This window comes from Citrobacter sp. GW821-FHT07H02 (genome assembly GCF_059418505.1).
In genome coordinates this window covers 1-24,871 of sequence record NZ_JBWKPZ010000026.1, presented here as the reverse complement: position 1 = coordinate 24,871, position 24,871 = coordinate 1, and the positions used below count along the sequence as shown (strand labels likewise).

Annotated in this window: 24 protein-coding genes; 20 read left to right on the top strand and 4 right to left on the bottom strand. The window is 54.2% G+C overall.

Annotated features, from left to right (window positions below; all coding sequences use genetic code 11):
• Nucleotides 1-39: 39 nt before the first annotated feature.
• Entirely contained in the window at nt 40-402 is a 363-nt protein-coding gene (gene queD, locus AC07NP_RS20190; RefSeq protein WP_203360183.1) for a 6-carboxytetrahydropterin synthase QueD, read from the bottom strand.
• Between the two features lie 305 nt (nt 403-707).
• Here queD and cysJ point away from each other — a divergent pair, with 305 nt between their 5' ends.
• From cysJ to cysH, 3 genes are all read left to right on the top strand, one after another.
• Complete coding sequence (gene cysJ, locus AC07NP_RS20185) at nt 708-2,507, top strand: NADPH-dependent assimilatory sulfite reductase flavoprotein subunit (RefSeq protein WP_494661535.1); 1,800 nt, start codon at nt 708-710, stop codon at nt 2,505-2,507.
• Nucleotides 2,507-4,219: an assimilatory sulfite reductase (NADPH) hemoprotein subunit gene (gene cysI / locus AC07NP_RS20180; protein ID WP_494661534.1), complete on the top strand. Its 1,713-nt coding sequence runs from the start codon at nt 2,507-2,509 to the stop codon at nt 4,217-4,219. Before cysJ ends, cysI begins: the two co-directional genes overlap by 1 nt.
• Nucleotides 4,220-4,321: 102 nt before the next feature.
• Complete coding sequence (cysH, locus tag AC07NP_RS20175; RefSeq protein WP_494661533.1) at nt 4,322-5,056, top strand: phosphoadenosine phosphosulfate reductase; 735 nt, start codon at nt 4,322-4,324, stop codon at nt 5,054-5,056.
• 65 nt (nt 5,057-5,121) lie between these two features.
• Here cysH and AC07NP_RS20170 read toward each other — a convergent pair whose 3' ends face one another.
• Nucleotides 5,122-6,165 (bottom strand): aminopeptidase, encoded by a 1,044-nt coding sequence (locus tag AC07NP_RS20170; RefSeq protein ID WP_494661532.1) that lies wholly within the window; start codon nt 6,163-6,165, stop codon nt 5,122-5,124.
• A 247-nt stretch (nt 6,166-6,412) separates the two neighbouring features.
• Between AC07NP_RS20170 and cysG the strand changes: the two genes are divergently transcribed.
• The 13 genes from cysG (at nt 6,413) to rpoS (ending at nt 17,550) form a co-directional block, all read left to right on the top strand.
• Nucleotides 6,413-7,762: a siroheme synthase CysG gene (gene cysG / locus AC07NP_RS20165; RefSeq protein WP_494661555.1), complete on the top strand. Its 1,350-nt coding sequence runs from the start codon at nt 6,413-6,415 to the stop codon at nt 7,760-7,762.
• A 9-nt stretch (nt 7,763-7,771) separates the two neighbouring features.
• Nucleotides 7,772-8,680: a sulfate adenylyltransferase subunit CysD gene (gene cysD, locus AC07NP_RS20160; protein WP_203360188.1), complete on the top strand. Its 909-nt coding sequence runs from the start codon at nt 7,772-7,774 to the stop codon at nt 8,678-8,680.
• Nucleotides 8,681-8,689: 9 nt separating this feature from the next.
• Complete coding sequence (gene cysN / locus AC07NP_RS20155; RefSeq protein ID WP_494661531.1) at nt 8,690-10,117, top strand: sulfate adenylyltransferase subunit CysN; 1,428 nt, start codon at nt 8,690-8,692, stop codon at nt 10,115-10,117.
• Entirely contained in the window at nt 10,117-10,722 is a 606-nt protein-coding gene (gene cysC / locus AC07NP_RS20150; RefSeq protein WP_203360190.1) for an adenylyl-sulfate kinase, read from the top strand. The genes cysN and cysC overlap by 1 nt, the downstream gene beginning before the upstream one ends.
• Before the next feature lie 49 nt (nt 10,723-10,771).
• On the top strand, nt 10,772-11,095 hold the full coding sequence (locus tag AC07NP_RS20145) for a DUF3561 family protein (protein WP_203360191.1): 324 nt from the start codon (nt 10,772-10,774) through the stop codon (nt 11,093-11,095).
• A gap of 205 nt (nt 11,096-11,300) precedes the next feature.
• A complete protein-coding gene (gene ftsB, locus AC07NP_RS20140) occupies nt 11,301-11,612 on the top strand; it encodes a cell division protein FtsB (RefSeq protein ID WP_192613270.1) in 312 nt (103 codons plus the stop codon).
• A 17-nt stretch (nt 11,613-11,629) separates the two neighbouring features.
• Nucleotides 11,630-12,340, top strand: a complete 711-nt coding sequence (gene ispD, locus AC07NP_RS20135) for a 2-C-methyl-D-erythritol 4-phosphate cytidylyltransferase (protein ID WP_203360192.1) — start codon at nt 11,630-11,632, stop codon at nt 12,338-12,340.
• Nucleotides 12,340-12,819: a 2-C-methyl-D-erythritol 2,4-cyclodiphosphate synthase gene (ispF, locus tag AC07NP_RS20130; protein ID WP_192613268.1), complete on the top strand. Its 480-nt coding sequence runs from the start codon at nt 12,340-12,342 to the stop codon at nt 12,817-12,819. Before ispD ends, ispF begins: the two co-directional genes overlap by 1 nt.
• Nucleotides 12,816-13,865, top strand: coding sequence for a tRNA pseudouridine(13) synthase TruD (gene truD, locus AC07NP_RS20125; protein ID WP_494661530.1), 1,050 nt, complete (start codon nt 12,816-12,818; stop codon nt 13,863-13,865). Before ispF ends, truD begins: the two co-directional genes overlap by 4 nt.
• Nucleotides 13,846-14,607 carry a 5'/3'-nucleotidase SurE gene (surE, locus tag AC07NP_RS20120; RefSeq protein WP_203360194.1) on the top strand — a complete coding sequence of 254 codons (762 nt, stop codon included), beginning with the start codon at nt 13,846-13,848 and terminating at the stop codon, nt 14,605-14,607. Before truD ends, surE begins: the two co-directional genes overlap by 20 nt.
• A complete protein-coding gene (locus AC07NP_RS20115) occupies nt 14,601-15,227 on the top strand; it encodes a protein-L-isoaspartate(D-aspartate) O-methyltransferase (protein WP_192613265.1) in 627 nt (208 codons plus the stop codon). Before surE ends, AC07NP_RS20115 begins: the two co-directional genes overlap by 7 nt.
• A 140-nt stretch (nt 15,228-15,367) precedes the next feature.
• Nucleotides 15,368-16,495: a murein hydrolase activator NlpD gene (gene nlpD, locus AC07NP_RS20110; RefSeq protein WP_494661529.1), complete on the top strand. Its 1,128-nt coding sequence runs from the start codon at nt 15,368-15,370 to the stop codon at nt 16,493-16,495.
• 62 nt (nt 16,496-16,557) lie between these two features.
• The gene (gene rpoS / locus AC07NP_RS20105) at nt 16,558-17,550 is read left to right on the top strand and encodes an RNA polymerase sigma factor RpoS (RefSeq protein ID WP_000081498.1); all 993 of its coding nucleotides are present in this window, start codon (nt 16,558-16,560) and stop codon (nt 17,548-17,550) included.
• Between the two features lie 118 nt (nt 17,551-17,668).
• On the opposite strand, the gene AC07NP_RS20100 is transcribed toward rpoS, so the two are convergent.
• The gene (locus AC07NP_RS20100; protein WP_203360196.1) at nt 17,669-18,073 is read right to left on the bottom strand and encodes a MarR family winged helix-turn-helix transcriptional regulator; all 405 of its coding nucleotides are present in this window, start codon (nt 18,071-18,073) and stop codon (nt 17,669-17,671) included.
• 170 nt (nt 18,074-18,243) lie between these two features.
• Here AC07NP_RS20100 and AC07NP_RS20095 point away from each other — a divergent pair, with 170 nt between their 5' ends.
• The 3 genes from AC07NP_RS20095 to AC07NP_RS20085 are packed head-to-tail and all read left to right on the top strand — an operon-like array spanning nt 18,244 to nt 20,511.
• A complete protein-coding gene (locus tag AC07NP_RS20095; protein WP_203360197.1) occupies nt 18,244-18,837 on the top strand; it encodes a non-oxidative hydroxyarylic acid decarboxylases subunit B in 594 nt (197 codons plus the stop codon).
• Nucleotides 18,837-20,264, top strand: a complete 1,428-nt coding sequence (locus AC07NP_RS20090) for a non-oxidative hydroxyarylic acid decarboxylases subunit C (RefSeq protein ID WP_203360198.1) — start codon at nt 18,837-18,839, stop codon at nt 20,262-20,264. The genes AC07NP_RS20095 and AC07NP_RS20090 overlap by 1 nt, the downstream gene beginning before the upstream one ends.
• Nucleotides 20,265-20,274: 10 nt before the next feature.
• Nucleotides 20,275-20,511, top strand: coding sequence for a non-oxidative hydroxyarylic acid decarboxylases subunit D (locus tag AC07NP_RS20085; protein WP_203361219.1), 237 nt, complete (start codon nt 20,275-20,277; stop codon nt 20,509-20,511).
• An 82-nt stretch (nt 20,512-20,593) separates the two neighbouring features.
• On the opposite strand, the gene mutS is transcribed toward AC07NP_RS20085, so the two are convergent.
• Entirely contained in the window at nt 20,594-23,161 is a 2,568-nt protein-coding gene (gene mutS / locus AC07NP_RS20080) for a DNA mismatch repair protein MutS (protein WP_494661528.1), read from the bottom strand.
• A 159-nt stretch (nt 23,162-23,320) separates the two neighbouring features.
• Between mutS and AC07NP_RS20075 the strand changes: the two genes are divergently transcribed.
• Nucleotides 23,321-24,772 (top strand): tyrosine-type recombinase/integrase, encoded by a 1,452-nt coding sequence (locus AC07NP_RS20075; RefSeq protein WP_494661527.1) that lies wholly within the window; start codon nt 23,321-23,323, stop codon nt 24,770-24,772.
• Nucleotides 24,773-24,871: the final 99 nt, after the last annotated feature.

Genomic DNA, 24,871 nt, shown 5'->3' with positions numbered 1-24,871 from the left:
CCGGGTAAGGCGAAGCCGCCACCCGGCAAAAAGCAAAAATCACTCGCCGCGATAAATGCAGCCCGCTGTGCAGGTTTCTTTCACCATCACCGCGCTTAGCAGAGGGACGACAGGTTTAACCTGGTCCCAAATCCAGTGCGCCAGCACTTCGCTGGTCGGATTCTCCAGACCAGGGATATCGTTCAGATAGTAGTGATCCAGACGATCGTAGGTCGGTTTGAACGCCGCTTTGAGTTCGGCGAAATCGATGATCCAACCTGTGTGCGGATCGACTTCACCGGTAATTTCGAGTCGCACCATGAACGAATGACCGTGCAGACGGCCACATTTATGCCCGGCCGGTACATGCGGCAGGCGGTGGGCGGCTTCGAAGGTGAAATCTTTAAACAGGGTGGTGGTCATGATTAGCTCTCAATGATACGAAAAACCGCCGTAGGGTACCGGAAAGTACATTTTTTATCATTAACTAAAACGGCGCTCAGCCGCTGATTACGCTATTTATCCCGATTAACTTTTTTATTTTCTTTAATTTCATGGAATTAGATAATCGTTTTTGCTGTTAATAAGTATAGTTAAAACAGGTTAGTCCATTTGGTTATTTGTTATTTCCATCCCTTCTTTAATTGTTACTATCCTCGCCGTTAACCTTATCATCAGTTTGGGTTTTATTGCTTAAATCCGCATAGCTTACTGGAACATAACGACGCATGACGACACAGGCCCCACCTTCCGCTTTGCTTCCGCTGAACCCGGAGCAACTGGCACGCCTTCAGGCGGCCGCGACCGATCTTACGCCTACGCAGCTTGCGTGGGTTTCCGGCTATTTCTGGGGCATGCTGAATCAGCAACCCGGTTCGACGGCTGCGGCACCCGCGCCTGCGGCTGAAATGCCGGGCATCACGTTGCTTTGCGCATCGCAAACCGGCAATGCGCGCCGTGTGGCCGAAGCCCTGCGCGACGATCTGCTGGCGGCAAAACTCAGCGTCACGTTGGTCAACGCGGGCGACTACAAATTCAAACAGATCGCCAATGAAAAACTGCTGATCGTTGTCGCGTCGACCCAGGGGGAAGGGGAGCCGGCAGAAGAAGCCGTCGCACTGCATAAATTCCTGTTCTCGAAAAAAGCGCCAAAACTCGACGGCACCGCGTTTGCGGTCTTTGGTCTCGGCGATACCTCGTATGAGTTTTTCTGCCAGTCTGGTAAAGATTTCGACAGCAAACTGGCGGAACTGGGCGCAGAGCGCTTGCTGGACAGGGTTGATGCCGATGTGGAATACCAGCCAGCCGCAAGCGAGTGGCGCGCACGGGTAATAGAGGTGCTGAAAGCGCGTGCACCGGTTGCCACACCTTCACTGTTGGTTGCGACAGGGGCGGTCAACGAAATTCATAGCAGCCCGTATACCAAAGAAGCGCCGCTTACTGCGAGCCTTTCCGTTAATCAGAAAATTACTGGTCGTGATTCTGAAAAAGACGTGCGCCATATCGAAATCGATTTAGGCGATTCTGGTCTGCGTTATCAGCCTGGTGATGCGCTGGGCGTCTGGTATCAAAACGATTCGGCGCTGGTCAAAGAGATGGTTGAGCTGCTGTGGCTGAAAGGGGATGAACCCGTCACCGTCGAGGGCAAAATTCTGCCGCTTTCAGACGCACTGGCGTGGCATTTTGAACTGACGGTCAACACCGCCAATATCGTTGAAAACTATGCCACGCTGACGCGCAGTGAATCGCTGCTGCCGCTGGTGGGCGATAAAGCGAAGTTGCAGCAGTACGCCGCGACCACCCCGATTGTCGATATGGTGCGCTTCTCTCCGGCGCAGCTGGACGCCGAAGTGTTAGCCGGTCTGCTGCGTCCGCTGACGCCGCGTTTATACTCCATCGCCTCGTCGCAGGCGGAGGTGGAGAGCGAAGTCCATGTTACCGTTGGTGTGGTGCGCTATGACATCGAAGGCCGTGCCCGTGCCGGTGGCGCCTCCAGCTTCCTCGCCGATCGCGTAGAGGAAGAAGGTGAAGTGCGCGTGTTTATCGAACACAACGACAACTTCCGTCTGCCAGCCAATCCGGAAACACCGGTCATTATGATTGGCCCGGGTACCGGTATCGCGCCGTTCCGCGCCTTTATGCAGCAGCGTGCGGCAGATGAAGCGCCGGGCAAAAACTGGCTCTTCTTCGGCAACCCGCACTTTACGGAAGATTTCCTTTACCAGGTCGAATGGCAGCGCTACGTCAAAGAGGGCGTGCTAAACCGCATCGATCTGGCCTGGTCACGCGACCAAAAACAAAAAATATACGTACAAGACAAACTGCGCGAACAGGGCGCGGAACTGTGGCGCTGGATCAATGATGGTGCCCACCTTTATGTCTGCGGCGACGCTAATCGCATGGCGAAAGACGTTGAACAGGCTTTGCTGGACGTGATTGCTGAATTCGGCGGTATGGACGCCGAAGCAGCGGATGAATTTTTAAGTGAGCTGCGCGTTGAGCGCCGTTATCAGCGAGATGTCTACTAATGAGCGAAAAACACCCTGGGCCTTTAGTGGTCGAAGGCAAACTGACGGACGCCGAGCGCATGAAGCTGGAAAGCAACTACCTGCGCGGCACCATTGCAGAAGATTTGAATGACACGCTTACCGGCGGTTTCAAAGGCGACAACTTCCTGCTGATCCGCTTCCACGGCATGTATCAGCAGGATGATCGTGATATCCGCGCCGAGCGTGCCGAACAGAAGCTGGAGCCGCGTCATGCGATGCTGCTGCGCTGCCGTCTGCCAGGTGGGGTGATCACCACCAAACAGTGGCAGGCGATTGATAAATTCGCCCATGACAACACGATCTACGGCAGCATTCGTCTGACTAACCGTCAGACTTTCCAGTTCCACGGCATTTTGAAGAAGAATGTCAAGCCGGTGCACCAGATGCTGCACTCCGTGGGCCTGGACGCGCTGGCAACCGCCAACGACATGAACCGTAACGTGCTCTGCACGTCGAACCCGTACGAGTCCGAACTGCACGCTGAAGCCTACGAATGGGCGAAAAAGATCTCTGAGCATCTGCTGCCGCGCACCCGCGCCTATGCGGAGATCTGGCTCGATCAGGAGAAGGTTGCGACCACCGATGAAGAACCGATCCTCGGTCAGACCTATCTGCCGCGTAAGTTCAAAACCACAGTAGTGATCCCGCCGCAGAACGATATCGATCTACACGCCAACGACATGAACTTCGTGGCGATTGCCGAAAACGGCAAACTGGTGGGCTTTAACCTGCTGGTGGGCGGTGGACTTTCCATCGAACACGGCAATAAAAAAACCTACGCCCGTACGGCGAGCGAGTTTGGCTATATTCCGCTGGAGCACACGCTGGCGGTGGCGGAAGCGGTGGTCACTACCCAGCGCGACTGGGGCAACCGTACCGACCGTAAAAATGCGAAAACCAAATACACGCTGGAGCGCGTCGGCGTTGAGACGTTCAAAGAAGAGGTGGAGCGTCGCGCGGGCATTAAATTTGCGCCAATCCGCCCCTATGAATTTACCGGACGTGGCGATCGCATCGGTTGGGTGAAAGGCATCGACAATAAATGGCATCTGACGCTGTTTATTGAGAACGGTCGTATTCTGGATTATCCGGGGCGTCCGCTGAAAACCGGTCTGCTGGAGATCTCGAAGATCCACAAAGGCGAGTTTCGTATTACCGCCAACCAGAATCTGATCATCGCCGGGGTGCCAGAGAGCCAGAAAGCGAAGATCGAAAAACTGGCGCGCGACAGCGGTCTGATGGACTCAGTCACGCCGCAGCGCGAAAACTCAATGGCCTGCGTGTCGTTCCCGACCTGTCCGCTGGCGATGGCGGAAGCAGAGCGTTTCCTGCCGACGTTTATCGATAATATCGACACGCTGATGGCGAAGCACGGCGTCAGCGACGAACATATTGTGATGCGTGTGACGGGGTGTCCGAACGGTTGCGGTCGCGCCATGCTGGCAGAAGTCGGCCTGGTCGGGAAAGCGCCAGGGCGTTACAACCTGCACCTGGGCGGTAATCGCATCGGGACGCGCATCCCGCGGATGTTCAAAGAGAATATCACCGAGCCGGAGATTCTGGCCTCTCTCGATGAACTGATTGGGCGCTGGGTGAAAGAGCGTGAAGCGGGTGAAGGCTTCGGTGATTTTACCGTGCGTGCGGGCATCATTCGCCCGGTGCTCGATCCGGCCCGCGATTTCTGGGAATAACGTCTCATTGCCGGATGGCGGCGTGAACGCCTTATCCGGCCTACGGATTTTGTAGGCCTGATAAGCGTAGCGCCATCAGGCAAAGCAAACAGTGAGGAACCTATGTCCGTATTCGATTTACAGGCGTTGAACGCGCTGCCGAAAGTTGAGCGGGTGATGGCGCTGGCGGAAATCAACAGCCAGCTGGAAAAACGGGACGCTGAAGGGCGCGTGGCGTGGGCGCTGGAAAATCTGCCCGGCGAATATGTGCTCTCTTCCAGCTTCGGCATCCAGGCGGCAGTCAGCCTGCATCTGGTCAATCAGATCCGCCCGGATATCCCGGTGATCCTCACCGATACCGGCTATCTGTTCCCGGAAACCTACCAGTTTATAGACGAGTTAGCAGACAAGCTCAGGCTGAACCTGAAGGTTTATCGCGCGACGGAGAGCGCCGCATGGCAGGAAGCGCGCTACGGTAAGCTGTGGGAGCAGGGCGTTGAAGGTATTGAAAAATACAATGAGATCAACAAAGTCGAACCGATGAATCGGGCGTTAAACGATCTTAACGCACAAACCTGGTTTGCTGGCCTACGCCGGGAGCAGTCCGGCAGTCGCGCGCATCTGCCCGTGTTGGCGATTCAGCGTGGGATCTTTAAAGTGCTGCCGATTATCGACTGGGACAACCGTACGGTTTATCAGTACCTGCAAAAACATGGCCTGAAATATCACCCGTTGTGGGATCAGGGGTATCTGTCGGTTGGTGACACTCACACGACCCGCAAATGGGAACCCGGAATGGCCGAAGAGGAAACCCGTTTCTTCGGACTCAAGCGCGAGTGCGGGCTGCACGAAGGTTGAGTTTTCCCAATGCAATTAACGCCTCCTGCCGCAAGGCCGGGGGCGTTTTTTTAATCTGTGAACCGCTAGGCTTTCTCTGCTTTTGCCAGCTCTTTCACCAGCGGCAGCATGATGCGAACCACGTCACGGCTACGATGCTCAATGCGTCCAGGCAGCGCCTTGTCGATATGCTGCTGGTTATCCAGCCGCACGTTGTGCCAGCTATTTCCGGCAGGGAAAGAGGCGGTTTTCGCGCGTTGCTGATAACCGTCTTTTTTACCCAGGTTCCAGTTAGTGGCTTCAACAGAGAGCACCGCAATCCCCGCTTTATCGAAAACCTCTGCATCGTTGCAGCATCCCGTTCCTTTTGGATAATTCTTGTTAAAACCGGGGTTGGAACTGGCGGCGATGCCATGATGACGGGCGATGGCCAGGGCGCGATCGCGCGTCAGTTTACGCACCGCTTCCGGCGTTTTTTGCCCGCTATTAAAGTAGAGCTTATCGCCGACGATCAGGTTATCGAGATTGATAACCAGCAGCGTATTTTTCTTCTCGGTGGCGCTCATCCGCTTAAGCAGGTTTTCGGCACCCAGTTTTCCCTCTTCTTCGCCGCTGGTGGCGATAAAGCGGATGCTGTATTCGGTGGGAACATCTTTCAGTCTTTCCGCCAGTTCCAGCATGACGCCCAACCCTGCTGCGTTATCGTCAATGCCCTGTAACGTCAGCCCGCCAAGATTGGCATCGGAGTCCGCATCGCTTTGCGGTGCGTAGGTATCCAGGTGCGCCATAATAATAATCTGCTGTGGCACTTTACCTTCATGCGCGGCAATAACAGTACTGCCCGTAATGTTATGCCAGTTTTTGCGATTGTCCCTGGCGGTATAAATATAACGACTGTTAAACGTCCGAATATCACTGCGATATCCCATCTGTTCAAATTGCTGACGAAGATAATCGGCAGACAGCATTTCCGCGGGAGAACCGGTCATTCGTCCCGGAAAAAAAGTCGCAATATGTCGAGCCTGGGTATTTGCAATAGTGCCAGTGTTCGGCGACGTCGCGTGTGCGGGAAGGATAAAGCATACGCCGAGCGCCAGGGCAGCGGTACGGTGGCGCAATGCGGAAAACATAGTGAGTCCTTAAATGCAAAGCAGAAATTTTTACCCGCCTAGTATGAAACCGTGACAGAAGTAAGACAATTTCATTTGCTCCGAAATGCCCGAATTTCGGTGGGTTAAGCACTTTTTGATATTTGCTTTCTCAAATCGTTATTCTTTTGAGGAACTACTCATTCCAATTCGTAATTTCATTCGTTCCCTTGCGCTCCCTATAGTCACTCTATTCCTGATTGGTAGCGAGTTGTAACTTGTGAACTATTTGCCCTTATTTGTTGCGATAAAAGAGAGACCCGTCCTGGTGGTGGGGACGGGTGAGATTGCCGATCGCAACGTCGCATTCTTGCATCGTGCGGGTGCGCAGGTGCAGGTAGTCAGCGACGCGGATTTTGTGGAATCGCAAATCGACAGCGTGGTGCTGGTCGTTGCCGCCACCCGTGACCGTGAACTCAACCAACGGATCTCCAGGGCCGCACAAGCCCGCCATCGCCTGGTCAACGTGGTGGATGATCCGCCGGAATGCTCATTTATCTTCCCGTCGATTGTCGATCGTTCACCGTTGTTAGTGGCGATCTCCTCCGGTGGTACCGCGCCGGTTCTGACGCGCGTGCTGCGGGAAAAAATCGAAGCGTTGCTACCGACGAGCCTGGGACGGATGGCGGAAAAAGCCAGCTACTGGCGTAACCATCTGAAAACGCGTCTGACCAGCGTGACCGAACGCCGCCGTTTCTGGGAGCGTGTTTTCCGTGGCCGCTTTGCCAGCCTGATGCATGCCGGTAATGAATCTGCCGCGCAGCAGATTCTGGAAGATGAACTGGATAACCCAGGCAGTAGCGCCGGGGAACTGATTCTGGTGGGCGCCGGGCCGGGAGATGCCGGGTTGCTGACCCTGCGCGGCTTACAGGTACTGCAGGATGCCGACGTGGTGTTCTATGACCACCTGGTGAGCGACGGCGTGCGGGAGCTGATTCGTCGCGATGCTGAACAGATCTGCGTGGGTAAACGGGCGGGTGAACACGCCGTGCCGCAGCACGAAACCAATCAGATGCTGATTGCGGCAGCGAAGGCGGGCAAAACCGTTGTCCGTCTCAAAGGGGGCGATCCGTTCATTTTTGGGCGCGGTGGTGAGGAACTTCAGGCGGCCGCCGAAGCGGGTGTGCCGTTTCAGGTGGTTCCGGGGATCACGGCGGCATCCGCCGTCACTGCATATGCCGGTATTCCGCTCACCCATCGCGATTACGCCCAGAGCGTGACGTTTGTGACGGGGCACTACAAGGCTGACAGCACCCCTTTTGATTGGGCGCATCTGGCCCAGAGCCGACAGACGCTTGCTATCTATATGGGCACGATGAAAGCGGCGGAAATCAGCGAACAACTCATTCAACACGGTCGCGATGCGACAACGCCGGTGGCGGTGATTTCTCGCGGAACGCGCGTCGATCAGCACGTTGCGACCGGCACACTACACAACCTTGCACACCTTGCGAAAGACGCCCCTATGCCCTCTCTGATCGTCGTAGGGGAAGTCGTGCAACTTCACGACACGCTCGCCTGGTTTCAACACACAACAGACGCAGAAGGCTTCGGTTCTTCTGTTATAAATCTGGCTTAAGGAACGGTTATGGACCAAAAACGACTCACCCACCTGCGGCAACTGGAAGCGGAAAGCATCCATATCATTCGCGAGGTGGCCGCCGAATTCTCTAATCCGGTGATGATGTATTCCATCGGTAAAGATTCCAGCGTGATGCTGCATCTGGCGCGTAAAGCGTTTTATCCAGGCTCGCTGCCGTTCCCGCTGCTGCATGTTGATACGGGCTGGAAATTTCGCGAGATGTATGAATTTCGTGACCGTACCGCCAAAACCTACGGCTGCGAATTGCTGGTCCACAAAAACCCGGAAGGGGTGGCGATGGGGATAAACCCCTTCGTCCACGGTAGCGCGAAACATACCGACATCATGAAGACCGAAGGGCTGAAACAGGCGCTGAATAAATACGGCTTTGATGCCGCTTTTGGCGGCGCACGCCGTGATGAAGAGAAATCCCGCGCCAAAGAACGTATCTATTCCTTCCGCGACCGTTTTCATCGTTGGGACCCGAAGAACCAGCGTCCGGAACTGTGGCACAACTACAACGGGCAGATAAACAAAGGCGAAAGCATTCGCGTTTTTCCGCTCTCCAACTGGACCGAACAGGATATCTGGCAGTACATCTGGCTGGAAAATATTGAGATCGTCCCGCTGTATCTGGCGGCTGAACGCCCGGTGCTGGAGCGTGACGGTATGCTGATGATGATCGATGACAATCGGATCGATCTGCAGCCTGGCGAAGTGATTAAAAAGCGGATGGTGCGTTTCCGTACTTTGGGCTGCTGGCCGCTGACCGGCGCGGTGGAGTCGAATGCGCAAACGTTGCCGGAGATCATCGAAGAGATGCTGGTTTCAACCACCAGTGAACGTCAGGGGCGCGTAATCGACCGCGACCAGGCGGGCTCCATGGAGCTGAAGAAACGTCAGGGGTATTTCTAAGGAGCCGCTATGAACATCGCACTTGCCCAACAAATCGCTAATGAAGGCGGCGTCGAAGCCTGGATGGTCGCCCAACAACATAAAAGTCTGCTGCGCTTTTTAACCTGCGGTAGCGTGGACGACGGTAAAAGTACGCTGATTGGCCGCTTGCTGCACGATACGCGCCAGATTTACGAAGATCAGCTTTCTTCGCTGCACAATGACAGCAAACGTCACGGTACGCAGGGCGAGAAACTCGATCTGGCGCTGCTGGTGGATGGCCTGCAGGCCGAACGCGAGCAGGGGATCACGATTGACGTGGCCTACCGCTATTTCTCTACCGAGAAACGTAAATTTATCATTGCCGATACCCCGGGCCATGAGCAGTACACCCGTAATATGGCGACAGGCGCCTCAACCTGCGATCTGGCGATCTTACTGATCGATGCCCGTAAAGGGGTGTTGGATCAGACCCGTCGCCACAGTTTCATCTCTACGCTGCTTGGGATCAAACACCTGGTGGTCGCGATCAACAAAATGGATCTGGTGGATTTCAGCGAAGAGACATTTGTCCGTATTCGCGAAGATTACCTGACGTTTGCCGAACAGTTGCCGGGGAATCTGGATATTCGTTTTGTCCCGCTCTCTGCGCTGGAAGGCGATAACGTGGCGTCTCAGAGCGTGAACATGCGGTGGTACAGTGGTCCGACGCTGTTGGAAATGCTGGAAACTGTCGAAATTCAGCGCGTGGTCGATAGCCAGCCGATGCGTTTCCCGGTGCAGTATGTGAACCGCCCGAATCTGGATTTTCGCGGTTACGCCGGAACGCTCGCGTCTGGCACCGTGAAGGTTGGCCAGCGAATCAAAGTGCTGCCCTCCGGCGTTGAATCCAGCGTGGCGCGCATTGTGACCTTTGACGGCGATTTGCCACAGGCCCATGCGGGTGAAGCCATCACCCTGGTGCTGAAGGATGAAATCGACATCAGTCGCGGCGACCTGCTGCTTGATGCCAGCGAAGCATTACCTGCGGTGCAGCGTGCCGCCATTGATGTGGTCTGGATGGCGGAGCAGCCGCTGTCGGCGGGGCAGAGTTATGATATTAAGATTGCCGGGAAAAAGACCCGCGCCCGTGTTGATCATGTTCAATATCAGGTTGATATCAATAATCTGACCCAGCGCGAGGTTGAAAATCTGCCGCTGAACGGCATCGGCCTGGTGAATTTCACCTTCGATGAACCCCTGGCCCTGGAGAGCTATCAGCAAAACCCGGTGACCGGAGGGCTGATTATTATAGATCGCCTGAGTAATGTGACCGTCGGGGCGGGTATGGTACGCCAACCGCTCGCAGAATCTGTCTCAACGCCGTCTGAATTCAGCGCGTTTGAGCTGGAACTGAATGCATTGGTTCGCCGTCACTTCCCGCACTGGGGTGCGCGTGATTTGCTGGGAGGCCAATAATGGCGCTGCATGACGAAAACGTCGTCTGGCATGCGCATCCCGTAACACCGCAACAGCGCGAGCAACACCACGGTCACCGTGGTGTCGTTCTGTGGTTTACCGGGCTTTCCGGCTCGGGTAAATCCACGGTGGCGGGGGCGCTGGAAGAGGCGCTGCATCAACGCGGTGTGAGTACATATCTGTTGGATGGCGACAACGTACGCCACGGCTTGTGCAGCGATCTCGGCTTTAGCGAAGCCGATCGCAAAGAGAACATCCGTCGGGTGGGGGAAGTCGCCAATCTGATGGTCGATGCCGGACTGGTGGTGTTGACGGCGTTTATTTCCCCGCATCGCGCCGAGAGACAGGCGGTACGTGAACGCGTCGGGAGCGGGCGCTTTATCGAAGTCTTTGTGGATACCCCGCTGGCCACCTGCGAAGCGCGCGATCCAAAAGGCTTGTACAAAAAAGCGCGGGCGGGTGAGTTACGTCATTTCACCGGCATTGACTCGGTTTATGAAGCGCCAGAATCACCAGAAATTCACCTGGATGGTGAACAATTAGTAACAAATTTAGTCCGCCAATTATTAGATCTACTGAGAGAGGGCGATATGATCAGATCCTGAGACACTACCGGGCTTGCGTGCCTGGCTCGTCAAGGTCACAGGATTTCATATGCGTAATAGCCATAACATTACTATCACAACGTCAGATACGTTCACCGTCGAAGACGAAACCACCTGGTCGCTATCCGGGGCCGTGGTCGGTTTCGTGTCGTGGCTGCTGGCGTTGGGTTTCCCTTTCCTCATTTATGGCTCTAACACGCTGTTTTTCTTTCTTTATACCTGGCCCTTCTTTCTGGCGCTCATGCCCGTTGCCGTGGTGGTAGGCATTGCCCTACATTCACTGATGAAGGGCAAACTGCTGTTCAGTATTATCTCAACCTTGTTAACCGTCGGCGCGATGTTTGGCGCTTTGTTCATGTGGTTGCTGGGGTAGGTCGCTTCTCTTCTTTTTTGATGACTGCTGCGGCTGGTCATAATTCAAACCGTAACCAACAATTAGATTATGTTCTCCCTGTTCGAGGTGTGCGGATCGGGGGATAAATGTGGTACATTTGCCCGCGTTGTCGCGGCATTCCCGCCCTCTGAGTAGAGTCTCAGAGGAAGTTATGGGATGATGGCGCCGTTTTTCAGGGGGCAGGATGGGTAAACTAACGCTGCTGTTGCTGGCTTTACTGGTCTGGCTGCAGTATTCACTGTGGTTCGGTAAGAACGGCTTACACGACTATAGCCGCGTCAATGATGACGTCGTCGCGCAGCAAGATACAAATGCGAAGCTCAAAGCGCGTAACGATCAGCTTTTTGCCGAAATTGACGATCTTAATGGCGGCCAGGAAGCCATTGAAGAGCGTGCTCGCAACGAACTGAGTATGACTAAACCGGGCGAAACCTTTTTCCGTCTGGTGCCCGATGCGTCTAAGCGCGCTCAGACGACGGGGCAAAACAATCGATAAACAGCCAAGGATTTAACATGGCAGCCACTTTTTTGGACGTTTGCGCCGTGGTGCCGGCTGCCGGATTTGGCCGTCGGATGCAAACGGAATGTCCGAAGCAGTACCTCTCAATCGGTGATAAAACCATTCTTGAACACTCGGTTCATGCGCTATTGGCGCATCCCCGGGTGACGCGTGTTGTCATTGCGATCAGCCCCGGCGACAGCCGCTTTGCACAACTGCCTTTGGCGCAACATCCGCAGATTACGGTCGTCGATGGCGGCAATGAGCGCGCAGACTCCGTGCTCGCCGGGCTGCAGGCCGTCGGCGAAGCGCAGTGGGTGCTGGTACATGACGCCGCCAGACCTTGTCTGCATCAGGACGATCTCGCCCGCCTGCTCGCCCTCAGTGAAACCAGTCGTACGGGAGGCATCCTTGCCGCGCCGGTACGCGACACCATGAAACGCGCCGAGCCGGGTAAAACCGCCATTGCGCATACCGTGGAGCGTACCGATTTATGGCATGCGTTAACCCCGCAATTTTTCCCCCGCGAGCTGTTGCACGACTGCCTGACCCGCGCGCTCAATGACGGCGCGACCATCACCGATGAAGCCTCCGCGCTGGAATATTGTGGTTATCATCCTGCGCTTGTTGAAGGGCGCGCTGATAATATTAAAGTGACCCGTCCGGAAGATTTGGCGCTGGCTGAATTCTATTTGACCCGAACCATCCACCAGGAGAATGCATAATGCGAATTGGACACGGTTTTGACGTACACGCCTTTGGTGGCGTAGGCCCAATTATCATTGGTGGCGTGCGTATTCCGTATGAAAAAGGGTTACTGGCGCATTCGGATGGCGATGTTGCGCTGCATGCGTTGACCGACGCGTTATTAGGGGCGGCGGCGCTGGGGGATATCGGTAAACTTTTCCCTGACACCGATCCGGCCTTTAAAGGGGCGGACAGCCGTGAACTGCTGCGTGAAGCTTGGCGTCGTATACAGGCCAAAGGCTATACCCTGGGTAACGTGGATGTAACCATCATTGCCCAGGCACCAAAGATGTTGACCCATATTCCGCAAATGCGCGTGTTCATTGCCGAAGATCTCGGCTGCCATATGGATGACGTTAACGTTAAAGCGACCACCACGGAAAAACTCGGCTTTACCGGGCGTGGGGAAGGGATTGCCTGTGAAGCGGTGGCGCTCCTCATTAAGGCAACGAAATGACACAGTTTGAAAACCTGACTTACCTCCACGGGAAACCACAAGGGAGCGGTTTGTTGAAAGCAAACCCGGAAGACTTTGTGGTCATCGAAGATTTAGGCTTCGAGCCAGACGGGGAAGGTGAGCATATTCTGGTGCGTATTCTCAAAAACGGCTGCAATACCCGTTTTGTGGCAGATGCGCTGGCAAAGTTCCTGAAAATTCATGCCCGTGAAGTCAGCTTTGCCGGGCAGAAAGACAAACACGCGGTCACGGAACAGTGGCTGTGCGCGCGCCTACCGGGCAAAGACCTGCCCGATCTGAGCGCATTTCAGCTAGAAGGTTGTAAAGTGCTGGAATACGCCCGTCACAAGCGTAAGCTGCGGTTAGGTGCCCTGAAAGGTAACGCGTTTACGCTGGTTCTGCGTGAAGTGAGTCATCGTGATGACGTTGAAGCGCGTCTGCAGGCGATTAGCCAGCAGGGTGTGCCGAACTATTTTGGCGCGCAGCGCTTCGGCATTGGCGGCAGTAACCTGCTGGGCGCGCTACGTTGGGCGCAAAGCGATGCACCGGTACGCGATCGCAATAAACGCAGTTTTTGGTTGTCGGCAGCCCGCAGTACGTTGTTTAATCAAATTGTCGACGAACGTTTGAAAAAAACAGACTTTAATCAAGTTGTTGACGGCGATGCGCTACAATTAGCGGGGCGCGGCAGCTGGTTTGTTGCCACAACCGAAGAACAGGCTGAATTACAACGCCGCGTCGATGATAAAGAATTAATGATTACAGCTGCGTTACCTGGCAGCGGTGAGTGGGGAACCCAGCGTGAGGCGCTGGCGTTTGAAGAAGCTGCCATCGCCAGTGAAACTGAGCTGCAATCGCTGTTGTTGCGGGAAAAGGTGGAGGCTTCACGCCGCGCCATGCTGCTGTATCCGCAACAATTAAGCTGGAACTGGTGGGATGACGTAACCGTCGAGTTAAGCTTTTGGCTACCGGCAGGGAGTTTTGCCACCAGTGTTGTAAGGGAACTTATCAACACATTGGGTGATTATGCGCATATTGCTGAGTAACGATGATGGGGTTCACGCGCCTGGTATACAAACGCTGGCAAAAGCCCTGCGTGAGTTTGCTGACGTACAGGTGGTTGCCCCCGATCGTAACCGCAGCGGCGCGTCTAACTCGCTGACGCTGGAATCTTCGCTTCGCACTTTTACCTTTGATAACGGTGATATCGCCGTACAAATGGGGACGCCAACGGACTGCGTATATCTCGGGGTCAACGCATTGATGCGTCCGCGTCCGGACATTGTGGTGTCAGGAATTAACGCGGGCCCGAATCTGGGTGATGATGTCATCTATTCCGGCACGGTCGCTGCGGCGATGGAAGGACGTCACCTCGGTTATCCGGCGCTGGCGGTCTCACTGGATGGTCATAAACATTACGATACCGCCGCCGCAATCACCTGTACTATTTTGCGTGCTCTACGTCGTGAACCTCTGCGAACCGGCCGTATTCTGAATATCAACGTACCGGATCTTCCGTTGGATCAAATCAAAGGCATTCGTGTAACGCGTTGCGGCACCCGTCATCCGGCGGATAAAGTGATCCCGCAGCAAGATCCTCGTGGTAATACGTTGTACTGGATTGGCCCGCCAGGCGATAAATGCGACGCCGGGCCGGACACCGATTTTGCTGCGGTCGATGAAGGCTACGTCTCCGTAACGCCGCTGCATGTGGATTTAACCGCCTACAGCGCGCATGATGTTGTTTCAACGTGGTTAGAAAGCGTGGGAGTTGACACGCAATGGTAAGCAGACGCGTACACACCCTTCTTGAACAATTGCGCGCTCAGGGGATCCGCGATGAGCTGGTGCTGAACGCACTTGCCGCAGTACCGCGCGAAAAATTCATTGATGAAGCGTTTGAACACAAAGCCTGGGAAAACATTGCATTGCCGATTGGCCAGGGACAGACGATTTCGCAGCCCTATATGGTGGCGCGAATGACGGAGTTACTGGAACTGACGCCGCAATCCCGGGTGCTGGAAATAGGTACCGGTTCGGGATACCAGACGGCGATACTGGCGCATCTGGTGCACCATGTATGCTCCGTCGAGCGTATCAAAGGGCTGCAATGGCAGGCGCGTCGCCGCCTGAAGCAGCTCGACTTACACAATGTTTCGACCCGTCATGGCGATGGCTGGCAAGGCTGGCAAGCTCGTGCCCCGTTTGATGCCATCATTGTGACGGCTGCGCCGCCGGAGATTCCCACTGCGTTAATGGCACAGTTGGATGAAGGCGGTATTCTCGTCTTGCCTGTGGGTGATGAGCACCAGTATTTGAAACGGGTGCGTCGTCGGGGAGGCGAATTTATTATCGATACCGTGGAAGCCGTTCGCTTTGTTCCTTTAGTCAAAGGTGAACTGGCATAGCGCATTCCTGAATACCTGGATTTTTCCTGGTTATTTTGTAAAGGGTAAGCGTATGGTGAACACGTTTTCCAGTGTTCAGCCTGATGCATTGCACGGTTATTACGTCACTGGTTATTAACCAAAATTTTCCTGGGGGATAAATGAGCGCGGGAAGCCCAAAATTCACCGTTAGCCGCATTGCGGCATTGTCACTGGTTTCGCTGTGGCTGGCAGGTTGTTCCAACACCTCTAATCCGCCTGCACCCGTCAACTCTGTTGATGGCGGCGCACCGTCAAGCACCAATTCAGGTATGCTGATCACCCCTCCACCAAAAATGGGGACAGCGGCGACGCAACAAACGCCGCAAATTCAGCCCGTGCAGCAGCCTCAGATAACCCAACCTGCGCAAATCCAGCCTGTCGCGCAACAGCCCGTGCAGACGGAAAATGGCCGTATTGTTTACAACCGCAAATACGGCGACATTCCGAAAGGTAGCTACACCGGCGGCAGCACCTACACCGTTAAGAAAGGCGACACTCTTTTCTATATTGCCTGGATAACCGGAAACGACTTCCGTGACCTTGCTCAGCGCAATAATGTTGCAGCTCCCTACGGGTTGAACGTAGGACAAACGCTTCAGGTGGGTAATGCATCCGGCGCGCCAATTACGGGTGGAAACGCCATCACCCAGGCGGATGCAGCACAGCAAGGAGTTGTGACCAACCCTGCACAAAATTCCACCGTTGCTGTTGCGTCCAAACCGACAATTACGTATTCTGAGGACTCAGGTGAACAAAGTGCTAATAAAATGTTGCCGAACAACCAGCCTGCTGGGACAGTTGTCACAGCCCCTGTAACGGCATCATCAACGAGCGCAACCCAACCGACTGCAAGCAGTATGTCTACCAGTGCGCCAATCTCTAAATGGCTCTGGCCGACCGACGGCAAAGTGATCGAAAACTTCGCGGCTACCGAGGGTGGCAATAAAGGTATCGACATTGCAGGCAGTAAAGGACAGGCAATCGTCGCGACCGGAGATGGACGCGTTGTGTATGCCGGTAATGCTCTGCGCGGTTACGGTAATTTAATTATCATCAAACACAATGATGATTACCTGAGTGCCTACGCCCATAACGATACGATGCTGGTCCGGGAACAACAAGACATCAAGGCGGGGCAAAAAATCGCTACCATGGGTAGCACCGGAACCAGTTCAACACGCTTGCATTTTGAAATTCGTTACAAGGGGAAATCCGTAAACCCGCTGCAATATTTGCCGCAGCGATAAAGCGTCGGAACCAGGCTTTCACTTGCTAGTTCCGTCAAGGGATCACGGGTAGGAGCCACCTTATGAGTCAGAATACGCTGAAAGTTCATGATTTAAATGAAGACGCGGAATTTGATGAGAACGGAGTAGAGGCTTTTGATGAAAAAGCCTTGAGTGAAGAGGAACCCAGTGATAACGACCTGGCTGAAGAAGAGCTGTTATCGCAGGGTGCTACACAGCGTGTGTTGGACGCGACTCAGCTTTACCTTGGTGAGATTGGTTATTCGCCACTGTTAACGGCCGAAGAAGAAGTTTATTTCGCGCGTCGCGCACTGCGTGGAGATGTTGCCTCTCGCCGTCGGATGATTGAAAGTAACCTGCGTCTGGTGGTGAAAATTGCCCGCCGTTATGGCAATCGCGGTCTGGCATTGCTGGATCTGATTGAAGAGGGCAATCTGGGACTTATCCGTGCCGTCGAGAAGTTTGACCCTGAGCGTGGGTTCCGCTTCTCAACATACGCAACCTGGTGGATCCGCCAGACGATTGAACGGGCGATTATGAACCAAACCCGTACGATTCGACTGCCGATTCACATTGTTAAAGAGCTGAACGTCTATCTGCGTACTGCGCGTGAGTTGTCGCATAAACTGGACCACGAACCAAGTGCGGAAGAGATTGCAGAGCAACTGGATAAACCGGTTGATGACGTTAGCCGCATGCTTCGTCTTAACGAGCGCATTACCTCGGTAGACACCCCGTTGGGTGGCGATTCCGAAAAAGCGTTGCTGGATATCCTGGCCGATGAAAAAGAAAACGGTCCGGAAGACACCACGCAAGATGATGATATGAAACAAAGTATCGTCAAATGGCTGTTCGAACTGAACGCCAAACAGCGTGAAGTGCTGGCACGTCGTTTCGGTCTGCTGGGATATGAAGCTGCGACACTGGAAGATGTGGGCCGTGAAATTGGCCTCACGCGTGAACGTGTTCGCCAGATTCAGGTAGAAGGCCTGCGTCGTCTGCGTGAAATCCTGCAGACTCAGGGGCTGAATATCGAAGCGTTGTTCCGCGAGTAAGCAAAGTTCTATCAAGAAAGGCCAGTCTCAATGAGACTGGCCTTTTTCTTTTGCGTGACTCGTCCTGAACAGTTGTAGGCCTGATAAGCGAAGCGCCATCAGACAATGTTTCCCGGAATCACCCCATCATCTTGCGGACCAGTTGCGTAAATTGCTCGCGCTCTTCATCACTTAAACGACCCAGAAACTCCTCATCAACGCAATTTCCCAGCGGCGTAACGCTCGCCAGTAATGTTTCCCCTTCTGTCGTCAGATGCACGAAACGACGTCGCTTATCCTGAGGATCGTTTTCCCGCTTCACCAGGCCCCGACTTTCCATCCGGCTCAGCATTTCAGCCAGCGTCGCTTTGGTACTGACCGCGGCTTCCATGAGGGCTACCTGCTCAATGCCGGGGCGCTCCGCAATGGCACGCATCACCGCATACTGAGGTTTGGTCAGACTCGGTAATTCATGCTGCCAGCGAGCAGTATGTTGCTGAAAAAGCTGACGTAGCAGGTGAAACGCTTTGTTTCGTAACTCCATGAGAACTCCGGGATGACTGTCTGCGTCTATCATAACGGGTTCCAGCCAGTTTTTTAATGTGGGAATTTTTAAGCGTTCAGTGCGGCGCGTTACGCTGCGACTTGTCGTGACGATATCTCAGGCGTATTTTATTCAAAACGTTCGTATGCGAACAAATATTGAGGCGATGAATGAGACTGATTGTTGGAATGACTGGCGCCACGGGTGCACCGCTCGGCGTCGCGCTACTTCAGGTGCTGCGCGAGATGCCAGACGTTGAAACCCACCTGGTGATGTCGACGTGGGCGAAAACCACTATTGCGCTGGAAACGCCCTGGAGTGCCCGCGAGGTTGCTGCGTTGGCCGATTATCGCTACAGCCCCACGGACCAGGCGGCGACCATTTCATCTGGCTCATTCCACACCGACGGCATGATTATCATTCCGTGCAGCATGAAAACGCTGGCGGGGATTCGCGCCGGTTACGCCGATGGCCTGGTGGGCCGTGCTGCCGACGTGGTGCTGAAAGAGGGGCGCAAGCTGGTGCTGGTGCCGCGCGAAATGCCGCTCAGCACCATTCATCTGGAAAACATGCTTGCACTTTCGCGCATGGGGGTGGCGATGGTGCCGCCCATGCCCGCGTTCTACAACCATCCACAAAGCGTTGATGACATCACACAGCACATTGTGGCGCGCGTGCTGGATCAATTTGGCCTGAAACACCCGCACACCAGGCGCTGGCAAGGATTGCAGCAGACACTGAATTTTTCTCAGGAGAATGAATAATGGCATTTGATGATTTGCGAAGCTTTTTACAGGCGCTCGACGACCACGGGCAGTTGCTGAAAATTAGCGAGGAGGTCAACGCCGAGCCGGACCTGGCTGCTGCCGCTAACGCCACCGGGCGTATTGGTGACGCTGCACCAGCGCTTTGGTTTGATAATATTCGCGGTTTTACCGACGCTCGCGTCGCAATGAACACTATCGGTTCCTGGCACAACCACGCGATTTCTCTCGGCCTGCCGCCCAATACTCCAGTCAAAAAGCAGATTGATGAGTTTATCCGCCGCTGGGATAACTTCCCCATTGCGCCGGAGCGTCGCGCTAACCCGGCATGGGCCGAGAATACCGTCGACGGCGAAGAGATTAATCTGTTCGATATTCTGCCGCTGTTTCGTTTAAACGACGGCGACGGCGGTTTTTATCTCGATAAAGCCTGCGTGGTGTCCCGCGACCCGCTTGATCCTGAACATTTCGGCAAGCAAAACGTTGGTATCTACCGCATGGAAGTGAAGGGAAAACGTAAGCTCGGCTTGCAACCGGTGCCGATGCACGATATCGCCCTGCACCTGCATAAAGCGGAGGAGCGCGGCGAAGATCTGCCCATCGCGATTACGCTGGGTAACGATCCGATCATCACCCTGATGGGCGCGACGCCGCTGAAATACGATCAGTCCGAATACGAAATGGCGGGCGCGCTGCGCGAAAGCCCGTACCCGATCGCCACCGCGCCGCTGACCGGTTTTGATGTGCCGTGGGGGTCAGAAGTCATTCTCGAAGGTGTCATCGAAAGCCGCAAACGTGAAATCGAAGGACCGTTCGGCGAATTTACCGGGCACTACTCCGGCGGGCGCAACATGACGGTGGTGCGCATCGATAAAGTCTCTTATCGCACGAAACCGATTTTTGAATCGCTGTATCTCGGCATGCCGTGGACCGAAATTGACTACCTGATGGGACCGGCCACCTGCGTCCCACTTTACCAGCAACTGAAAGCCGAATTCCCGGAAGTGCAGGCGGTAAACGCCATGTACACCCACGGCCTGCTGGCGATTATTTCCACCAAAAAACGCTACGGCGGTTTTGCCCGCGCGGTTGGCCTGCGTGCAATGACCACGCCGCATGGTCTGGGTTACGTGAAAATGGTGATCATGGTCGATGAAGACGTTGACCCGTTTAACCTGCCGCAGGTGATGTGGGCGCTCTCCTCGAAAGTGAACCCAGCGGGCGACCTGGTGCAGTTGCCGAATATGTCGGTGCTGGAACTTGACCCCGGCTCCAGTCCGGCGGGGATCACCGACAAACTGATTATCGACGCCACCACGCCGGTCGCGCCGGACAAGCGCGGTCACTATAGCCAGCCGGTGGTTGATTTACCGGAAACCAAAGCCTGGGCTGAAAAACTGACCGCCATGCTGGCCGCACGTAAATAAGGAGAAGATGATGATTTGCCCACGTTGTGCTGATGAACAGATTGAAGTGATGGCGACATCGCCGGTGAAAGGTGTGTGGACGGTTTACCAGTGCCAGCACTGCCTCTATACCTGGCGTGATACCGAACCGCTGCGCCGCACCAGCCGCGAACACTATCCCCAAGCGTTTCGGATGACGCAAAAAGATATTGATGATGCGCCGATGGTGCCGAGCATTCCGCCGCTGCTGGCGGAGGATAAGCGCTAATAAAACAGTGCCGGGTAAGGCTTCATCTTACCCGGCCTACAGGGTTATCCCCGAGGGTCAATGCCTCCGGGGATCATTGGGGTTACACCAAACTTTTCAACCGATAAATCCACTCCAGCGCCTGGCGCGGCGTCAGGGAATCGGGATCAAGGTTCTCCAGCGCTTCAACGGCAGGGGAGGTCTCTTCCGGGGCTGACAGCAGGGACATCTGCGTACCGTCTACCTGCGTGGCGGCGGCATTCGGCGAAATGCTTTCCAGCTCGCGCAGCTTCTGGCGTGCGCGTTTAATCACCTCTTTCGGCACGCCCGCCAGCGCGGCAACCGCCAGACCGTAGCTCTTGCTGGCTGCGCCATCCTGCACGCTGTGCATAAACGCGATAGTTTCACCGTGCTCCAGCGCATCCAGATGGACGTTGGCAACGCCCTCCATTTTCTCCGGCAACTGAGTCAGTTCGAAGTAGTGGGTGGCAAACAACGTCAACGCTTTGATTTTATTTGCCAGATTTTCTGCACAGGCCCACGCCAGCGACAGGCCGTCGTAGGTGGAAGTGCCGCGGCCAATCTCATCCATTAACACCAGGCTGTTTTCGGTGGCGTTGTGCAGGATATTGGCGGTTTCAGTCATCTCCACCATAAAGGTTGAGCGACCGGAAGCCAGATCGTCCGCCGCGCCGACGCGGGTGAAAATACGGTCGATAGGACCGATCTCCACGCTTTGCGCAGGAACATAGCTGCCGATGTAGGCCAGTAACGCAATCAGCGCAGTTTGACGCATATAGGTACTTTTACCGCCCATATTCGGACCGGTAATAATCAGCATCCGCCGCTGCGGAGAGAGGGTTAGCGGGTTGGCGATAAACGGTTCAGAGAGCACCTGTTCCACCACCGGATGGCGACCTTCGATAATCCGAATACCGGGTTTATCCGTGAAGGTTGGGCAGGTGTAGTTCAGCGTATACGCGCGTTCGGCGAGATTGATCAGTACGTCCAGCTCAGCCAGTGCAGCCGCGCTCTGTTGCAGGTCTGCCAGGTGTGGCAACAGCAGGTCAAACAGCTCGTCATACAGCTGTTTTTCCAGCGCCAGCGCCTTGCCTTTGGAGGTGAGAACTTTGTCCTCGTACTCTTTCAGTTCAGGGATAATGTAGCGCTCGGCATTCTTCAGCGTCTGGCGGCGCACATAGTTGATTGGTGCAAGATGGCTCTGGCCACGGCTGATCTGAATGTAATAACCGTGCACCGCGTTATAGCCAACTTTCAGGGTATCCAGCCCAGTCCGTTCACGTTCGCGAATTTCCAGTCTGTCGAGATAGTCGGTTGCGCCATCTGCCAGCGCACGCCACTCGTCCAGTTCTTCATTGTAACCCGGAGCAATGACGCCGCCGTCGCGGACCAGCACCGGCGGTGCATCGACAACCGCCCGTTCCAGTAGCTCACGCAGCTCCGTAAACTCGCCCATTTTTTCACGCAACATCTGTACGGGATCGCTGTTCACCGTTGCCAACTGAGTGCGCAGTTCTGGCAACTGCTGGAAGGCGTGACGCATGCGGGCGAGATCGCGTGGGCGGGCGGTTCGCAGCGCCAGACGGGCGAGAATACGTTCCAGATCGCCAACCTGTCGCAGTACCGGTTGCAGTTCGCCGGTGGCGTCCTGCAACGCGCCAATGGTTTGCTGGCGTTCGGTCAGAATTTTGGTGTCGCGCACCGGCATATGCAGCCAGCGTTTGAGCATTCGACTGCCCATTGGGGTAACGGTGCAATCAAGCACGGAAGCCAGCGTATTCTCCACGCCCCCCGCCAGGTTTTGCGTGATCTCCAGGTTGCGGCGTGTGGCCGCATCCATGATGATGCTGTCCTGCTGGTGTTCCATGGTGATGGAGCGAATGTGCGGCAGCGACGTGCGCTGAGTATCCTTCACGTACTGCAACAGGCAGCCCGCGGCGCATAATCCGCGCGGAGCGTTCTCCACACCAAAGCCAATCAGATCCCGCGTGCCAAATTGCAGGTTCAGCTGCTGGCGAGCAGTATCGATTTCAAATTCCCACAGCGGACGGCGGCGTAAACCGCGACGGCCTTCAATCAGCGCGGTTTCAGCGAAATCTTCCGCGTAGAGCAGTTCGGCGGGGTTGGTCCGCTGTAACTCAGCGGCCATGATTTCACGGTCGGCGGGCTCGCTCACGCGAAAACGCCCGGAACTGATATCCAGCGTGGCGTAACCGTAGCCTTTACCGTCTTGCCAGATAGCGGCCAACAGGTTGTCCTGGCGTTCCTGCAACAACGCTTCATCACTGATGGTGCCTGGCGTAACAATACGCACGACCTTGCGCTCAACCGGGCCTTTACTGGTCGCCGGATCGCCTATCTGTTCGCAAATCGCAACGGACTCGCCCTGATTGACCAATTTGGCGAGGTAATTTTCGACCGCATGATGCGGGATGCCCGCCATCGGGATAGGTTCGCCTGCAGAGGCGCCGCGTTTGGTCAGCGAGATATCGAGCAGTTGAGACGCACGCTTAGCATCGTCATAAAACAGTTCGTAAAAATCGCCCATGCGATAGAACAGCAGGATCTCAGGGTGCTGTGCTTTCAGCTTGAGATACTGCTGCATCATGGGCGTATGGCTAGAGAAGTCCTTATCAAGATCATCATTCATATTGATTTTACTCGTTTTTTAATTCTTTCAAGTGCTCATGTGGCCCCAGGTAAAACCTTTTTAAACCCACATTAACCCATAAATTTGTAGCTCATTTGTAGCCCAAGGCGTGATAGATTGGTTTTACTCCTTCTCTGGGCTACAAATGGTGGTGATACTTTGAAAACAACTCTCAATCAGGCTTTTATTATCAACAAGTTAAGTATCAATGTTAAACCTGAACTCAGTAGCTCTGGAAAAGTCGTTTTCGAAGCTAACCCGGAGCAAAAACCTTACATAGTTTTTGACGATCATCGAGATTCACCTGTTGGCTTCGGTGTGAAGGTCAGTTTGACGAAAAAAACCTATGTAATCCAGCGAAGAGTAGCCTCGTCAGATCGTAATGTCAGTGAGGGTAAGAAGCCAAGCTCTGTCTTGAAAGTAAAGGTTGGAAATGTGTCTGATTTTCCAAGTATCGATCAAGCCCGTGAGGCAGCTCGGCAGTTGGTTCAGACAATGATTGCAACAAAGAGAAATCCCAACAAGATTAAAAGGGAACTCGATCTGGCTGAATTGACCGTGAGTGAAGCTTTTGCCCAATACAGGAGTCACTTACTTGGCAGAACCAAACCTGCTAAACCAAACACTCTCAATGTGTTAGACAAAGCTGAGAATCGGTTGAAAGAATGGCAAAACCTTCGAATCAAGGATCTTACTGGTAATGAAATCCTTCGGAAGTTTGACGAGATTGCTTCAAGAGCCAGAACAGCAGCAGAACAGACTTTTAGGTGGGCCAATGTTGCTGTAAAACACGCAATCGAGATTGAAGCTGGGAATGCTCAGACACAACAGCGGCAACCTTCGTTGTCATACAACCCATTTTCTATCCTGAAAGTGCAGAAAAAGTTCAGGACTCGTTCTGAACTGGAAGACAGCTATAAAGCCAAAGGTGTTCGAAACCCACTTTCTCCGAAAGATACACTGGGTCGGTTCTTAACTGCATTGTACAACAAGAGAAGCTTCAACCGGCTTGGGTGCGATTATCTGCTACTCACCGTTCTCTTAGGTGCCCGTAAGGAAGAAACAGCTTCTCTGTGCTGGCGAGAGTCACTTACAAAGGAAGAAGCTAAAACGACAAGTTATGTTGATCTTGATAAACGGGTCATTCGTTTTTACGACACTAAGAATCGAAATGATCATGAGCTTCCGATTTGTGATGCTGTGAAACGATTGTTGGAAGACAGAAGGGACATTGTTCAGGAATCAGAAACTCGTCAAGAAAGACTTATGTGGGTTTTCCCGGCCCGTTCCAAAAGAAGCAAAGTCGGGCATTACTCTGACAGTAAAAGCTTGCGAGAATACTTGTGCCAGGAAGCTGGCATTACAAAACTTGGTATGCATGACCTGCGACGAACTTTCGGCAGGATTGCAGAAGAGCTTACTTCTTATGCTGTCGTTAAGAGACTGCTCAATCACCGTAATACCACCGACCCGACAGAACGATATGCTGTTCCCGACGAAGAACGAATCTATGAGGCATTACAACGGATTGAGTTGCATATGCTTATTACGGCACCTAAATTGTATAATGCACTTTTAGCATCAGCAAAATATCCACCATTGCCAGAGTAAAAGGATAAAAGATGAGTGTTGTAGTGATCCTACCCACGTAATGTGGACACGGCCCTAAGCGAGGTTCTGGTTTTCAAACTGTTCCGGGCTGAGTCCGCC

Excerpts from the sequence above, each read along its gene's own strand:
- queD (WP_203360183.1), bottom strand. The coding sequence starts at position 402 with ATGACCACCACCCTGTTTAAAGATTTCACCTTCGAAGCCGCCCACCGC.
- cysJ (WP_494661535.1), top strand. The coding sequence starts at position 708 with ATGACGACACAGGCCCCACCTTCCGCTTTGCTTCCGCTGAACCCGGAG.
- cysI (WP_494661534.1), top strand. The coding sequence starts at position 2,507 with ATGAGCGAAAAACACCCTGGGCCTTTAGTGGTCGAAGGCAAACTGACG.
- cysH (WP_494661533.1), top strand. The coding sequence starts at position 4,322 with ATGTCCGTATTCGATTTACAGGCGTTGAACGCGCTGCCGAAAGTTGAG.
- AC07NP_RS20170 (WP_494661532.1), bottom strand. The coding sequence starts at position 6,165 with ATGTTTTCCGCATTGCGCCACCGTACCGCTGCCCTGGCGCTCGGCGTA.
- cysD (WP_203360188.1), top strand. The coding sequence starts at position 7,772 with ATGGACCAAAAACGACTCACCCACCTGCGGCAACTGGAAGCGGAAAGC.
- cysN (WP_494661531.1), top strand. The coding sequence starts at position 8,690 with ATGAACATCGCACTTGCCCAACAAATCGCTAATGAAGGCGGCGTCGAA.
- cysC (WP_203360190.1), top strand. The coding sequence starts at position 10,117 with ATGGCGCTGCATGACGAAAACGTCGTCTGGCATGCGCATCCCGTAACA.
- AC07NP_RS20145 (WP_203360191.1), top strand. The coding sequence starts at position 10,772 with ATGCGTAATAGCCATAACATTACTATCACAACGTCAGATACGTTCACC.
- ftsB (WP_192613270.1), top strand. The coding sequence starts at position 11,301 with ATGGGTAAACTAACGCTGCTGTTGCTGGCTTTACTGGTCTGGCTGCAG.
- ispD (WP_203360192.1), top strand. The coding sequence starts at position 11,630 with ATGGCAGCCACTTTTTTGGACGTTTGCGCCGTGGTGCCGGCTGCCGGA.
- ispF (WP_192613268.1), top strand. The coding sequence starts at position 12,340 with ATGCGAATTGGACACGGTTTTGACGTACACGCCTTTGGTGGCGTAGGC.
- truD (WP_494661530.1), top strand. The coding sequence starts at position 12,816 with ATGACACAGTTTGAAAACCTGACTTACCTCCACGGGAAACCACAAGGG.
- surE (WP_203360194.1), top strand. The coding sequence starts at position 13,846 with ATGCGCATATTGCTGAGTAACGATGATGGGGTTCACGCGCCTGGTATA.
- AC07NP_RS20115 (WP_192613265.1), top strand. The coding sequence starts at position 14,601 with ATGGTAAGCAGACGCGTACACACCCTTCTTGAACAATTGCGCGCTCAG.
- nlpD (WP_494661529.1), top strand. The coding sequence starts at position 15,368 with ATGAGCGCGGGAAGCCCAAAATTCACCGTTAGCCGCATTGCGGCATTG.
- rpoS (WP_000081498.1), top strand. The coding sequence starts at position 16,558 with ATGAGTCAGAATACGCTGAAAGTTCATGATTTAAATGAAGACGCGGAA.
- AC07NP_RS20100 (WP_203360196.1), bottom strand. The coding sequence starts at position 18,073 with ATGGAGTTACGAAACAAAGCGTTTCACCTGCTACGTCAGCTTTTTCAG.
- AC07NP_RS20095 (WP_203360197.1), top strand. The coding sequence starts at position 18,244 with ATGAGACTGATTGTTGGAATGACTGGCGCCACGGGTGCACCGCTCGGC.
- AC07NP_RS20090 (WP_203360198.1), top strand. The coding sequence starts at position 18,837 with ATGGCATTTGATGATTTGCGAAGCTTTTTACAGGCGCTCGACGACCAC.
- AC07NP_RS20085 (WP_203361219.1), top strand. The coding sequence starts at position 20,275 with ATGATTTGCCCACGTTGTGCTGATGAACAGATTGAAGTGATGGCGACA.
- mutS (WP_494661528.1), bottom strand. The coding sequence starts at position 23,161 with ATGAATGATGATCTTGATAAGGACTTCTCTAGCCATACGCCCATGATG.